12 protein-coding genes are annotated in these 14,101 nt (G+C 63.2%); 6 read left to right on the top strand and 6 right to left on the bottom strand.

Annotated elements, in window-relative coordinates; translation table 11 throughout:
• Positions 1-32: 32 nt before the first annotated feature.
• The 5 genes from ACFFNA_RS25355 to ACFFNA_RS25335 all read right to left on the bottom strand — a co-directional run bounded on the left by ACFFNA_RS25355 (position 33) and on the right by ACFFNA_RS25335 (position 6,668).
• Positions 33-998 (bottom strand): ABC transporter permease, encoded by a 966-nt coding sequence (locus ACFFNA_RS25355; protein ID WP_111548844.1) that lies wholly within the window; start codon positions 996-998, stop codon positions 33-35.
• Positions 995-2,548 carry a sugar ABC transporter ATP-binding protein gene (locus tag ACFFNA_RS25350; protein ID WP_378922517.1) on the bottom strand — a complete coding sequence of 518 codons (1,554 nt, stop codon included), beginning with the start codon at positions 2,546-2,548 and terminating at the stop codon, positions 995-997. Before ACFFNA_RS25350 ends, ACFFNA_RS25355 begins: the two co-directional genes overlap by 4 nt.
• Before the next feature lie 158 nt (positions 2,549-2,706).
• Entirely contained in the window at positions 2,707-3,699 is a 993-nt protein-coding gene (locus ACFFNA_RS25345; protein WP_378922515.1) for an ABC transporter substrate-binding protein, read from the bottom strand.
• Positions 3,700-4,038: 339 nt separating this feature from the next.
• A complete protein-coding gene (locus tag ACFFNA_RS25340; RefSeq protein WP_378922513.1) occupies positions 4,039-5,037 on the bottom strand; it encodes an aldo/keto reductase in 999 nt (332 codons plus the stop codon).
• Between the two features lie 125 nt (positions 5,038-5,162).
• On the bottom strand, positions 5,163-6,668 hold the full coding sequence (locus tag ACFFNA_RS25335) for a UxaA family hydrolase (protein WP_111548840.1): 1,506 nt from the start codon (positions 6,666-6,668) through the stop codon (positions 5,163-5,165).
• Between the two features lie 229 nt (positions 6,669-6,897).
• On the opposite strand from ACFFNA_RS25335, the gene ACFFNA_RS25330 reads away from it, so the two are divergent.
• The 6 genes from ACFFNA_RS25330 to gnd all read left to right on the top strand — a co-directional run bounded on the left by ACFFNA_RS25330 (position 6,898) and on the right by gnd (position 12,831).
• Positions 6,898-7,800: a GntR family transcriptional regulator gene (locus tag ACFFNA_RS25330; protein WP_111548839.1), complete on the top strand. Its 903-nt coding sequence runs from the start codon at positions 6,898-6,900 to the stop codon at positions 7,798-7,800.
• Between the two features lie 139 nt (positions 7,801-7,939).
• Entirely contained in the window at positions 7,940-8,296 is a 357-nt protein-coding gene (locus ACFFNA_RS25325) for a DUF2946 family protein (protein ID WP_378922510.1), read from the top strand.
• A 97-nt stretch (positions 8,297-8,393) separates the two neighbouring features.
• The gene (locus ACFFNA_RS25320) at positions 8,394-8,987 is read left to right on the top strand and encodes a copper chaperone PCu(A)C (protein ID WP_111548837.1); all 594 of its coding nucleotides are present in this window, start codon (positions 8,394-8,396) and stop codon (positions 8,985-8,987) included.
• A gap of 40 nt (positions 8,988-9,027) precedes the next feature.
• Entirely contained in the window at positions 9,028-9,546 is a 519-nt protein-coding gene (locus tag ACFFNA_RS25315; RefSeq protein WP_378922508.1) for a YcnI family copper-binding membrane protein, read from the top strand.
• Positions 9,547-9,602: 56 nt separating this feature from the next.
• Positions 9,603-11,240 (top strand): copper resistance CopC/CopD family protein, encoded by a 1,638-nt coding sequence (locus ACFFNA_RS25310; protein WP_378922506.1) that lies wholly within the window; start codon positions 9,603-9,605, stop codon positions 11,238-11,240.
• A gap of 163 nt (positions 11,241-11,403) precedes the next feature.
• Entirely contained in the window at positions 11,404-12,831 is a 1,428-nt protein-coding gene (gnd, locus tag ACFFNA_RS25305) for an NADP-dependent phosphogluconate dehydrogenase (protein ID WP_378922504.1), read from the top strand.
• A 59-nt stretch (positions 12,832-12,890) separates the two neighbouring features.
• Here gnd and ACFFNA_RS25300 read toward each other — a convergent pair whose 3' ends face one another.
• Positions 12,891-13,943, bottom strand: a complete 1,053-nt coding sequence (locus tag ACFFNA_RS25300) for a LacI family transcriptional regulator (RefSeq protein ID WP_378922502.1) — start codon at positions 13,941-13,943, stop codon at positions 12,891-12,893.
• Between the last annotated feature and the right edge of the window lie 158 nt (positions 13,944-14,101).

Genomic DNA, 14,101 nt, shown 5'->3' with positions numbered 1-14,101 from the left:
GTCATGTCGGGCCGGCGATCGTTGAGGTCGGCCTACTTGCCGCGGCGGCGCAGCCCGTCGAAGTAGACGATGATGATAATCAGCGCGCCGGTGATGATGCGCTGCCAGAACGAGTTGACGTTGAGCAGATTGGCGCCGTTGTTAATGGTGGCCAGGATAAAGGCGCCGAGCAGCGGCCCGTGCACCGAGCCGACGGCGCCGAACAAAGAGGTGCCACCGATGACCGACGAGGCGATCGCCTGCAGCTCCCAGCCCTCGGCCTGGGTCGGGTTGCCGATGCCGATGCGGGCGGCAAGCAGCACGCCGACGAAAGCCGCGCACAGACCGGACAGCGTGTAGGCCATGTAGATGGTGCGCTGGACATTGACGCCGGAAAGACGCGAGGCCTCGGCGTTGGAGCCGACCGAGAACAAATACCGGCCCCAGCGGCTGTGGTGGAGGAAAATATAGGCCGGAATGCCGACCAGGATGACCATCCAGAACAGGTTGGGAATGCCGATAAAGGAATTGCGCGAGAACGCCGTGAAGGTGTCGCTGTTGATGTTGATCGAATTGCCGTTGGTCATCAAAAGGCCGATGCCGCGCAGCGAGGTCAGCGTCGCCAGCGTGATGATGAAGGGCGGCAGGCCCATCTTGACGATGCCGAAGCCATGAAACATGCCGATGGCAACACCGACCAGCAGCGTCACCAGAATGGCGAGCCAGATGGGAAAGCCGGCATTGATCATCATGGCGACGACGACTGTGGCGAAGCCGACCACGGCGCCAACCGACAGATCGATGCCGCCGGTGATGATGACGAAGGTCTGGCCGACCGCCATGATGGCGATCATCGAACCCTGGCGCAAAAGATTGGCGAGGTTGTTGCCCGAAGCGAAGCTTGGCGTTGCCACGGAGAGCACAATCCACAGCAGCACCAGCAGCGCCAAAAGCGTCAGCCCAAACAGGACGTTATAGTTGCGCTTCGGTTTTTCGACAGCAATCGCCTCGGTGCTCATATCTGTCCTCCCAGCTTTTCTTGTTTCTCGGCGAGCGCCTGCGTGAGAATGTCCTCGTGGCTGGCGGCGCGAAAGCCATGGCTTGCCACCAGTTTGCCGCGCCGGAACACATGCAGCGTGTCGGCGAGCTCATAGACTTCCGGCAGGTAGGACGAGATCAGGATGATGCCGGCGCCCTTCGACAACAGCGCGCCGAACAGGCGGTAAATCTCGGCCTTGGTACCGACATCGACGCCAACCGTCGGCTCGTCGAAGATGAACAGCTTGGCGCCGTGGGCCAGCCATTTGCCGATGACGATCTTTTGCTGGTTGCCGCCCGACAGGCTGGAAGCCAGCGCGCCACGTGTCGGTGTCTTGATGCGGAGGTCGGCGATCTGGCGGTCGGCTTGCGTCTTCTCCTGCGCGCTCGAAATCAGCAAATTGTTCGAGATGCGCTTGTAGATCGGCAGGTTGAGATTGAGGCCGACCGGCAGGTTGAGGCAAAGACCCTGGTCGCGGCGGCTTTCCGGCGCCAGCGCCATGCCGAGCTTGATCGCGTCGTGCTCGGAATTGACCTGAACCGGCTTGCCCTCCCAGAGAATTTGGCCTGCCGATTTGCGGTGGCGGCCGTAGAGCGTGGTGACGAATTCGCTGCGCCCGGCACCGATCAGGCCATAGAGCCCGACGATCTCGCCGGCGCGGACCGTCATCGAGACATTTTCAAACCCCTTGCCGGACAGGTTCCGTGCTTCGATGATCGCGGCACCCGGGGTGAAATGCTCCTTGTGGTAGACCTGCTCGATCGAGCGGTTGATCATCATCTTGACCAGTTCGGCGTCGTTGGTCTCGGCGATGTTCCTGGTGCCGACCAGCGTGCCGTCGCGCAGCACGGAAACACGATCGGCTAGCTCGAACACTTCCTCCATGCGGTGGCTGATGTAGATGATCGTCACACCCTCGGCCTTCAGCCGGCGGATCAGGGTGAAGAGCTGGTCGGCCTCCTTGCGGGTCAGGTAGGCGGTCGGCTCGTCGAAGATCAGGAATTTGGTGCCTCGCACGGTAGCGCGGGCGGCAGCGATCAGCTGCTGCTGGCCGATGGTGAGGTCGCCCAGGGTGACATGCGCCGGCAGATCGAAGCCGAGATCGTCGATGATCTTCTGTGCTTCCTTGACCATGGCGCGTTGCTGCAGGATGCCGAAGCGCGAATTCTCCTCGCCGAGGAACATGTTGGCTGCCACCGTCAGGTGACGGCAGAGCACGACCTCCTGGTGCACGGCATTGATGCCGAGTGCCATCGCCTCATGCGGTGTTGCCAAGGCTGCCGGCTGGCCCTCCCAGATCACCTCTCCGGAGGTGCGTGGCATGACGCCTGTCAGAAGCTTGATGAGCGTCGATTTGCCGGCGCCGTTCTCGCCGACGATGGCGTGGATCTCGCCGGACTTGAAAGCGAGGTTGACCGGCTTCAGCGCGTGGGTGCCGGGATAGCGCTTCTCCAACCCGCGCAATTCGAGGATGGTCCGCCCTGGTTCCAGCACGGGTGCCGGATGCAGGTCCTGCGCCGTCGACGTCATGACAATCCTCCCAGATTGGCCTTACAATTGGCACGCTGCGAGGCAAGGATACGCCTCGAAAGGCAGCCTAGCTCAAGCTTGTGGATTGCCAAGCCGTTTGTGCCGGCAGTGGATGTTTCCGGGGCGCGAGGCCCCGAAAACGATTTGGATGCGACGGCTCAGAGCTTCGGGTTGAGCAGCGCGTCGATCTTCGGCTCTTTCATGTTGGCCTTGGTGACGAGGTTGGCGCCGGTATCGACGTTGGCCTCGACCTTCTCGCCCTTCGAGGCGGCGAGCGCGGTCTTGATGCCGTCATAGCCCATCCGGTACGGATCCTGGACGACGAGGGCGGAAATGACGCCGTCATTGAGGAACTTGATCAGGTTCTCGTCGCTGTCGAAGCCGACCAGCGCCAGCTTGCCGCCAAGGTTGTTTTCGGCGACAGCCTGGCCGACGCCCTGCGCCATGATCAGGTTGGAGGCGAAGATACCCTTGAGGTTCGGGTTGGCGGTGATCAGGTCGGTGGCGATATTGAGGCCGGTGGTGGCCTGGCCGTCGGCATACTTGTCGGCGACCAGCTTGAGGCCCGGATATTTTGCCTTGAGCTGTTCGACGAAGCCCTGCTTGCGCTGCTCGAGCGAGCCGGCGCCAGGTGCGTTGGTGATCAGGGCCACGTCGCCCTCGACCTTGCCGCCGTTGGCGGCACCGATGGCGGCTGCGAGGCCGTCGGCAGCGACGCGCCCGCCCTGTACGTTGTCGGTGGTCAGGAACGAGGTGAAGGCCTTGGAGTCGGCACCAGAGTCGATGCCGATAACCTTGACCTTGGCAGCGGCTTCATCGATCGGCTTGCCAAGCGCCTTGAACTCGGTGGGCGCAATCACGATGGCCGCCGGGCTGCTGGCGACGGCGTTCTCGAGGATCGACACCTGACCGTTGACGTCGGTTTCAGCCTGGGCGCCGAGCTCCGGCACATTGACGCCGAGATCCTTGCCGGCCTTGCGGGCGCCGGCCAGAACGATCTGCCAGTAGAAGGACGTGGTGTCCTTGACGATGATCGGAATGGTCACGTCCGCCGCCGAAACCGGCGCCGAATGCATGACGCCGGCGAGCATCGAAGCTGCTGCCAACGTCATCACGGCGCGGCGGTTGAGAATGCTGGTCACGAATTTCATTAGGAATCCTCCCTAAGTCGCCCGGTGAACGTTACGGAAGCTCCGTCCGGATAGGCGTGGCCCAAACAGAACTTTATCAATAAAAAACAGTTGCCATGTTTTGATAGTGCATCGATCCGGCCGATGCAAGCGGTGTTTGACGCCAGTCCTCGCGAGGCCTGGCAGGGGGCAGATCCACCGCGCTGCTCCTCCCTTGCCATCGTCAAACGCTCCCGTTTCCGTTGTGAATACATGGAATATTAATTCCACATATTCGTCAATATGGAATGTTCATTCTTTTATAGGATCGCAAGAATGTGAAGCTTGGGTCACCAGTTCATGGGCGGGTGGATGCGCGTTTCACGCCAGCTCCTGCACCAGCGTATAGGGGCGGTATCTGGCGTATTCCGTCTCCGGCACGTCGACGTCGAGCAGTTCGAGATTGCGCGTCAGGTTTGCCAGCTTGGCGGTGCCGGTCAGCACCGTGGCGACCGCGGGCTCATGCAAGGGAAACTGGAACGCGGCAGCGGCCAGGGGATAGCCGCCCTCAGTGGCGATCCTTTCCATCGCACCGACGCGGTCGAGCACATCGTGGTTGGCGGGCAGATAGTCGAAATGCGCGCCTTGCACCGGCCCGGTCGCCAGGATGCCGGAGTTGAACACGCCGCCGATGACCAGTGATGTCTGTTGCGCCTGGCACAGCGGCAGCAGTTCCGCTTCGGCGCTGCGGTCGAGCAGGGAATAGCGGCTGGCGAGCAGGATGCAATCGAGCGGCGCCCGGCGCATCACGTCGAGGCAGACCTGGACCTCGTTGACGCCAAGCCCATAGGCGGAAATGACGCCGGATCGCTTCAGCTCCTCGAGTGCCTTGAGGCCGCCGTCCATCAACTCGCGAAAGTGCAGCTTGGTCCTCTCGACGCCATGCGTGTAGACGCCGATGTCATGGACGAACAGGATGTCGATCTTGTTGAGGCCAAGCCGCGCATAGCTGAAATCGACCGAACGCATGATACCGTCATAGGAATAGTCGTAGTCCAGCGCGAAGGGCAGCGGATCGACATAGGAGTGATCGGGAACGTGGTCGTCCGGCACCGGGCGGAACAGGCGGCCGACCTTGGTCGACAGCACATAGGAATCGCGCGGCTTGTAGCGCAGGAAGTCGCCGACACGGCGTTCCGACAGGCCAAAACCGTAGAAGGGTGCGGTGTCGAAATAGCGCAAGCCGGCCTCCCAGGCGCCCTGCAGCGTCTCCATCGCGGCCTCGCGCGAACAGGCACGGTAGAGGCCGCCGATCGCGGCGCCGCCAAAGCTGATCTCGGTGACCTCGAGCGCGGTCTGGCCGATGCGGCGTTTGTCCATACGAAAACCTCCCCGCTGCCGACCGTTGTCCGGCTCGGCAGTCTACCAAATATCAGTTCAATCTAGAGCAATTCCAGGAAAAGTGTGTAGCGGTTTTCCGTCCGGAATTGCGTAAGAACAAAGAGTTACAGCGTTGCGCCAAGATGCCAGGGCACGAACTCGTTGTCGCCATAGCCGAAGTCTTCGCTCTTGGTCTTGCGGCCGGAAGCCGTCTCGACGATCAGTTCGAAGATCTCGCGGCCCATGCCGGCGATGGTTTTCTCGCCGGAGGCGATGACGCCGCAGTTGACGTCCATGTCCTCTTCCATGGTGTGATACATGGTCGAGTTGCTGGCGACCTTGATCGACGGCGTCGGCCGGCAGCCGAAGCATGAGCCGCGGCCGGTGGTGAAGACGATGATGTTGGCACCGCCCGCCACCTGGCCGGTGGCCGAGACCGGGTCGTAGCCGGGCGTGTCCATGAACACCAGTCCGCTGCCGGTGACCTTTTCGGCGTAGCCGAAGACGCCGTTAAGCGGCGTCTGGCCGCCTTTGGCGACCGCACCCAGCGACTTTTCCAGGATGGTGGTGAGGCCGCCGCGCTTGTTGCCGGGCGAGGGGTTGTTGTCGATCGAGGCGCCGTGCTTGGCGACGTGATCCTCCCACCACTTGACGAAACCGTCGAGTTTCTGCGCGATCTCCGGTGTTGCCGCGCGGTAGGCGAGCAGGTGCTCGGCACCATAGATTTCCGTCGTCTCGGAGAGGATGCCGATGCCGCCGACGCCGGCCAGGATGTCGACAGCAGCGCCCAGCGCCGGATTGGCCGTAATGCCCGACATGCCGTCGGAACCGCCGCATTGCAGGCCGACGACGATCTCGCTGACCGGGATCGGTTCACGCTTCAGCCGGCCGACTTCCTCTGATATCTCGGCCAGCACCAGCATCGCCTTTTCGACCGATTTGCGCGAGCCACCGGCGTCCTGGATGTTGAAGTGGCGTTTGCCGGCGGCGGCGCCCTTCTGGCCGTAGAGGGTGAGCTGATTGACCTCGCAGCCGAGCCCGACCATCAGCACGCCGCCGAAATTCGGGTGGCGGGCATAGCCGGCGAGCGTGCGGTGCAGCACCATCATGCCGTCGCCGGTGCCGCTCATGCCGCAGCCCTGGCCGTGGACGATCGGGACGAAGCCGTCGATGCCAGGATATTTCGGCAGCAGGGTCCGGTTGGCTTCGTCGGCGATGGCATGGCAGACAGTGGCCGAGCAATTGACGCTGGCAACGATGCCGATGAAGTTGCGCGTACCGGCGCGACCATCGGCGCGGCGATAGCCCATGAAGGTGCGGGCGCGGTCGGCGTCCGTCGCGTGCTCGGCCTCGCTTGGCGGCACGACGGGCAAGCGGCCGGATTCGAAAATCAGATTGTGCGAATGAACATGCTCGCCCGGTGCAATGTCCTGTGTCGCGCGGCCGATTGCCTGGGCGTATTTCACCACGGCCTCGCCGGCGGCGATCGGCTTGATCGCCACCTTGTGGCCGGGCTCGATCAGCGCGGTGGCGACGGCACCGCCCGGCAGCGCGGTGCCGATCTCGATGCGGCCGTTGGCGACGGCGACATTGTCGGCGGGGGACAGAAGGATGCTGTTGGAGGCGTTCACGGGCGGTTTCCTGGGTAATCCTGGGATGCGCGGGCGGATTGACACGCGCCTGTTAAAAGATAATGTCTTTTATCGTGAAAAAACAGTTTTGCGTCAATTGTTTTTTCGCTGGGGAGTTCCGCATGTCCTTGGGTGTTCCGAAAAGCGATTTCGCTTTTCGGGGGTCATGGGAACGTCATATTGCGCTTGAAGCCAGCAGCCGCAAGCGACGGCGTGCAACGGGTCAGGAATGTCGAAGAGCAACAACGTCTACAAGGATGCCTACAACAGGTGCCTCAGGCTGCTCGATGAAACACGCAGCCTGCCTTCGGAGCCGGAACTGGGTACATTGCTCGGCGTCAGCCGCACCACGGTGCGCACCATTCTTGCGCGCATGGAAGAGACCGGGCTGATCGCCTGGAACAAGCGCGCCAAGACGGTGCTGCGCGAACCGCGCCCCGACGATTTCTTCCCCGAGGAAGAGACCGACACGCTGGCCGAAATCATCGAGCGGTCGTTCATGCGACGGCTGCTCGCTGGCGGCGCCGAGGCCGGCATGCAGATCAATGAGCTCGAACTGGCACGCGAGATCGGCGTCGGCACCACCAGCGTGCGCGAGTTCCTGATCCGCTTCTCCCGCTTCGGCCTGATCGAGAAGCGCCGCAACAGCCATTGGGTGCTGAAGGGCTTCACCCGTGCCTTCGCGCTGGAACTGACCGAAATCCGCGAAATGTTCGAACTGCGCTCGGCGGCGGCCTTCGCCGCTCTGCCGCAGGACAGCGCGGTCTGGGCCGATCTTGACCGTCTGGAAGACGAGCATCGCCTGCTGGCAAGCGAGATCGCCACCCGCTTCAACGAATTCTCCGAGCTGGACGAGCGCTTCCATCGGCTCATCCACCGTGCGTCGCACAACCGCTTCATCGTCGATTTCTACGACGTCATCGCCATGATCTTCCACTATCACTACCAGTGGAACAAGGCGCAGGAGCGCGAGCGCAACGAAGTCGCGATCGGTGAGCATCTTGCCTATATCGAGGGGCTCAAATCGCGCGACCTCGGCAAGGTCGACGCAGCCTGCCGCAAACACCTGAAGTCGGCGCGCCAGACATTGCTGACCTCGATCCCGGAGAGCCGGCCGCCACAAAAATCCTGATCGCGCCGCGTTGCCGCAGCATCGAATTGCCGATTTTCGACCTGCCCCACCCGTGGTAGATATCTCTCAGGTGATTGCTTGATGAGGCAGATCGTTTGAACAGGCAAGTCATTTGAACAAGGAGGGGAGACGGTGGAGCATGCCGGTCGCGCTTGTCGCGGCCTATTTGCTGCTGCTCCAGTCGACGCTCGGTGCGTTCGCCTTCGGCACCGGGCCGAATGCGTCACAACTCGATGCCTTCGGCAACGTCATCTGTACCCGTGAGGGTGCGACCCAGCTTCCCGGCGGCAACCCGCCGCCGTCGCATCTGCCGGAATGCTGCGTGCTCGGCTGCGGCATGTTTTCGCCGGCCTTCGCGCCGCCGCCCGATGCGGGGCTTGCACTGGGCGCACTTTCCTTCGAGGCCGTCGCCTTCGTCTTTCCGGCGGCCATCCATCTCGACTTCGCGCGTGAGCGCTCGCCGTCGAACCCGCGCGCGCCGCCGCGGACGGCCTGAGCCTGTTTGCCCGGCGGAACCTTTCGCGGGCGTACCCATCCAAAGATCAAACTGTTCGCGGCCGGCAACGGCGCGACCATCACTTCATGGAGCAACCATGTCCCAGTTTTTCCGCACCGCCGCGCGCCCCATGCTCGGCAGCATTCGACGTAGCTTCGAGGCGCGTCTCGAGCTTTTTTTTGACGCAATTCCGGACGGAAAACCGTTTCACACTTTTCCTGGAATTGCTCTTGCCGTACTGGCTCTTGCCCTGTTGTTCGCCAGCGCCCAAACCGGTTTCGCGCATGAGTTCAAGATCGGTGATCTTGAGATCGGGCACCCCTGGTCGCGCGCCACGCCGACCGGCGCCAAAGTCGCCGGCGGCTATTTCACCATCACCAACAAAGGCGGCACGTCGGACCGGCTGCTGTCGATTTCCTCCGATGTCTCGGACAAGGCCGAACTGCATGAAATGGGCGTCAAGGACGGTGTCATGACCATGCGGCCGGTTGCCGGCGGCCTGGAGATTCCGGCTGGCGGCAAGGTAGCACTGGCGCCTGGCGGCTATCATTTGATGTTCATAGGCCTGAAGCGGCAACCCAAGCAGGGCGAGAAGTTTTCCGCCACGCTGACCTTCGAAAAGGCCGGCACCGTCAGCGTCGACTTCGCCGTCGAAGGCATGGGTGGCGGCATGGACGACCACGCCGATTGATCGCGCCAGTCGGACAAATTTCGAAATCAGAGGGACCATCATGAACAAGTATCTTTTGTCGGCCGGCGCGTTTCTCGTCCTCGGAACAAGTGCTGCCTTCGCGCACATCACGCTCGAAACGCAGGAGGCGGCTGTCGGCTCGACCTACAAGGCTATCTTGCGCGTGCCGCATGGCTGCGACGGCAAGGCGACGATCTCCCTACGCGTGCAGATTCCGGAAGGGGTGATCGCGGTGAAGCCGATGCCGAAGCCTGGCTGGACACTGCAGGTCAAGAAGGGCAAGTACGACAAATCCTACCAGCTCTACGGTCAGGCGGTGACCGACGGGGTCAAGGAAGTCGACTGGAGCGGCGGAAGCCTGCCGGATGAATTCTACGACGAGTTCGTCTTTCGCGCGACGCTGACGGCGGATCTCCCCGTGGGCCAGAAGCTTTACTTCCCGGTGGTGCAGGAATGCGACGGCGCTGCCGATCGCTGGATCGAGATCCCGGCAGCAGGGCAGGATGAAGACGCGCTGGAAAGCCCGGCGCCCGGCATCAAGCTGTTGCCAAAGAAATAATGGCTTTCGGCGGCGCGCTCCGTTCGCAGAATGCGCCGCCATTTCATGGCAATGGCATGAACGCGATATCCTCACGGCGGAAGATTCACATAAGCAGCAAGCTCGTCTGCCGGCTTGCCGGTGGGCTGCTGGCCGTGGTCATGCTGCTCATCGTCATGGCCTCGACAAGTCCGGCGCTTGCCCATGCCGCGCTGATCAAGACCGACCCGGCCGACGGCGCGGTGCTGGCACAGGGTCCGGCACAATTCTCATTGACGTTCAGCGAGCCGGTCTCGCCGCTGGTGCTGACATTGGTGAAGCCCGATGGCACGCCGGTTCCGCTGACCGCCTTCCGCCTCAGCGACCAGACGGTCGAAATCGACAATCCGCAGACCCTCAAATCCGGCACGCATGTGTTGAGCTGGCGCGTCATCTCCGCCGACGGTCATCCGGTCGGCGGCTCATTGCTGTTTTCCATCGGCGCGCCAACAGAGCCGCCGATCGTGGCCGAGGCCGTCGACTGGCCGCAGCGGTCGGCGATCTGGCTCGGCAAGGTTCTTCTCTACATCGGCCTTTTCCTTGGCGTCGGCGGCGCTTTCGCCCTTGCCTGGCTGACCCATGGCTGGTCGGCCGGTCGGCGCTTCGTCGTCGCGGCAATCCTGTGCGGGCTGGTCGCGGCACCGCTGTCGCTCGGCTTGCAGGGGCTTGATGCGCTCGGCGCGCCGCTCTCTCATCTGGCGCAGCCGGTCATCTGGTGGACCGGGCTCGACACCAGCTTCGGCTGGACGGTGCTGGTCGCCTTGATCGCGCTGGGGCTCGGCCTGCTGTCGCTGGCCGGGCCGCGCGTGGCCGCCAAGCCAGTCGCGCTGGCTGGACTTGCCGGGGTGGGTGTTGCGCTGGCCGCCAGCGGCCATGCCAGTGCCGCCGAACCGCAATGGCTGACGCGACCGATGGTGTTCCTGCACGGCGTCGGCATCGCTTTCTGGGCCGGGGCACTGATGCCGCTCGGCCTGGCGCTGAAAGGCCAGTCGGCGGAGGCCACGCCATTCCTGCGGCGGTTCTCACGCATGATCGTGCCTGTGGTGGCTGTGCTTGTCGCTGCCGGCATCGTGCTTGCCGTCATCCAGGTGCAGACGCCGGCGGCACTGGTCAACACCGCCTATGGCAAGCTGCTGCTGATCAAGCTCGGGCTGCTGGTCTTTCTGTTCACGCTCGCCGCCGTCAACCGCTGGAAACTGACGGCATCGGCCGAGGCCGGAGCGACGGAAGTGCAGCGCAGGCTCGCCCGCTCGATCGGCGTCGAAATGCTGATCGTGCTGGCCATCTTCGGTGTCGCCGCAGGCTGGCGCTTCACGCCGCCGCCACGGGCACTGGCGATCGCGGCGGCGCAACCAGTCTCGGTCCACATCCACGCGCTGCAAGCGATGGCGGATCTCAGCATCACGCCCGGCCATGCCGGATCGGTCGTCGCCTCGATGATCATCATGACCGGCGACTTCGGGCCGCTCGATGCCAAGGAGGTGACGCTGGTGTTGTCGAAGCCCGATTCCGGTATCGAGCCGCTCAAACGCGCCGCGACCAAGCCCGGCGATGGCAGCTGGCGTGTCGACAATCTCGTCATCCCGGTTCCCGGCCGCTGGACGGTGCGTATCGACATCCTGGTCTCGGACTTCGAGATGGTGAAGATCGAAGCACCCGTAGACATCAGGCCGTAAAGCCGGACCGCCAAGCGCCTCGGCACGGGCTCGGCCGATGCAACACAATTCGGCGAGGCGGTTGACGCGGCCCGAAAGGCCCGTCAATCATCTCGCCCAAGAATGGGCATCCCCGCAAATCGCGGGGCTTCAACCAACAAGATTCGAAAGCAGGGAAGAAACGATGGAAAAAGCCGAAATCGGCCTGATCGGCCTTGGCACGATGGGCTCCAACCTGGCGCTCAACATCGCCGAACACGGCCACCGCATCGCTGTCTTCAACCGAACCAGGGCACGCACCGACGCTTTCGTCGAGAATGCCGGCGCGCTGAAGGACATGGTGGTGCCGTGCTACAGCCTGGAGGAACTCGCCGCCGCGATCCGACCGCCGCGCCCGATCATCATCATGGTGCTGGCCGGTAAGCCGGTCGACGAACAGATCGAAGCCTTGCGCGGCGTGCTGTCGGCCAACGACATCGTCATCGACGCCGGCAACGCCAATTTCCGCGACACGATGCGGCGCTTCTCCGAGCTTTCTGGCTCGGGTCTGACTTTCATCGGCATGGGCGTGTCCGGCGGCGAGGAGGGCGCGCGCCACGGACCGTCGATCATGGTCGGCGGCACCGAGGATTCCTGGAAACGCGTCGAGAACGTGCTGACCGCGATCTCCGCCAAATTCAACGACGAGCCCTGCGCAGCGTGGCTCGGCACCGACGGCGCCGGCCATTTCGTCAAGACCATCCACAACGGCATCGAATATGCCGATATGCAGATGATCGCCGAAATCTACGGCATCCTGCGCGACGGCCTCGGCATGGGGCCGAAGGACATTGGCGCGGTGTTCGCCAATTGGAACAAGGGCAGGCTCAATTCCTACCTGATCGAGATCACCGCCAAGGTGCTGGCATCAGACGATCCGAAGACCGGCAAGCCGGTGGTCGACATCATCCTCGATCGCGCCGGCCAGAAGGGCACCGGCAAATGGTCGGTCATCGAGGCGCAGCAGCTCGGCATTCCGGCGACCGCGATCGAGGCGGCGGTGGCGGCGCGCGTGCTGTCGTCGATCAAGGACGAGCGGCTGGCGGCGGAAAAAGCCTATGGCAACATCGGCGTGACGAAGATTTCCGGTGACAGGGACGCATTGCTTGGAGATCTCGAACTGGCGCTGTTCGCCGGCAAGATCGCCGCCTATGCGCAAGGTTTCGCGGTGATGAGCGGCGCCTCGAAGGAGTTCAACTGGAACCTGCCGATGCCGACCATCGCCAGGATCTGGCGGGCCGGCTGCATCATCCGCTCGCAGATGCTCGACACCATGGCCGAGGCGTTCGGTTCTAGCGGCGCGTCGACAAATCTTCTGATGGCGCCGGCCTTTATCTCGTTAATGCAGGAAGCGCATCCGTCGCTGCGGCGTGTCGTGGCAAGAGCATCGGAGGCCGGCTCGCCGGTGCCGGCGCTGTCTTCCGCACTTGCCTATTTCGACAGCTACCGCCAGGGCCGCGGCACCTCGAACCTGATCCAGGCGCAGCGCGATTTCTTTGGCGCGCATGGCTTCGAGCGCATCGACGGACCGGGGGCATTCCACGGGCCATGGGGCAGTGGTGCGGCTGGCTAAAGCAACTCCAGGAAAAGTTTGAAACGGTTTTTCCGTCCGGAGTTGCGTCAACCAAGGAGCTAGGGCACTGCCTGGCTGAGCGATAGAACGTCACTGGCTGCGCTCAGGCTCTGCAACGAGCCGGGTGCGGCGCCACCGATCCAGCCCAGCACGGAACGGGCAAGCTCGGAGCCCGCCAGCCGGAAATTCTCGTTGACGACCAACAATTCCCTGCGGAACAGGTGCAGCAGGTCCGACGACTGCTTGGACACCACGTCGACGTCGCGGCCGAGCTTGAGGCCGGCATCCTCGATGCCGGCGACGATGGCGAGTGTCGCGGCGGCGGCGCTGCTGACGAAGCCGTCCGGCCGGTTTTCGCGGCGCATCACCTGTGCGGTCCGGCTTCTGATCTGCTCGATCGTATGGTCGATCGATACGGTGTTGAATGGAATTTCGCTGGCGCCAACCTCGCTCAGCGCATCGGCAAAGCCGTTCAGCGTGTGGCCATAGTAGGTCAACCCGGGCGGCGGCGACAGAAGCGCCAGCTTGCGCCGGCCCATGCTGGCCAACCGGTGCACGGCTGCAACCGCGAAAGCATGGTTGTCGAAGTCATGGTAGGGGTGGACGAGGCCCATGTCGGTGCGGCCATGCGTGGCAAAAGGCATGCCATGCTCCAGCATATAGCGGGCGCGCGGATCGTTCGGCTGGGTGCGCGAGATGATGACGCCGTCGGCCGAACCGGTCTCGACCAGATAGCGGATTGGCTCCATCGGATCCTGCGAGCGGGAATAGGGCGTGACGATCAGATGATAGGGCGTTTCGGCGAGCACTTCCGAAACGCCGTAGATGATGTCCGAGACGAAGCTCATGATCTCGCGATCGGTGTTGAGCACGAGGCTGATGACATTGGTCCTGCCGGTGCGCAGGCGCACGCCGGCGCGGTTCGGCCGGTAGCCGATCTGCTTGGCGACGAGTTGGACACGGCGCCTGGTTTCGGCGCCGATTTCCGGGGCGTCCTTCAGGGCTCGCGACACGGTGGTGACGCCGAGCCCGGTCATGAAGGCAAGCGTCTTCAACGTCGGCCGCCCTTGCGCCAACGCCTCCTCGTTCTTTTCCGTACGCCGTCTGTCCATTCGTCCCGCCCGTCAGGCGCATAGCAGTCGCAGGCCGGGTCGGCAATCGCCGCCATAGCGATACGATATGCGTTCCAGCCCCAGCGAAGCGTCAATATACTGAAACGTTACAGATTGCCAATGTCGCGATGCCGACCGCTGGTGGCGAGGTGGACGGC

This window comes from Mesorhizobium kowhaii, assembly GCF_042431665.1.
In the GTDB taxonomy this organism is placed as follows: domain Bacteria; phylum Pseudomonadota; class Alphaproteobacteria; order Rhizobiales; family Rhizobiaceae; genus Mesorhizobium; species Mesorhizobium kowhaii.
Note: the sequence above shows the minus strand (reverse complement) of the source record. Positions and strands in the feature narration are given on the sequence as shown.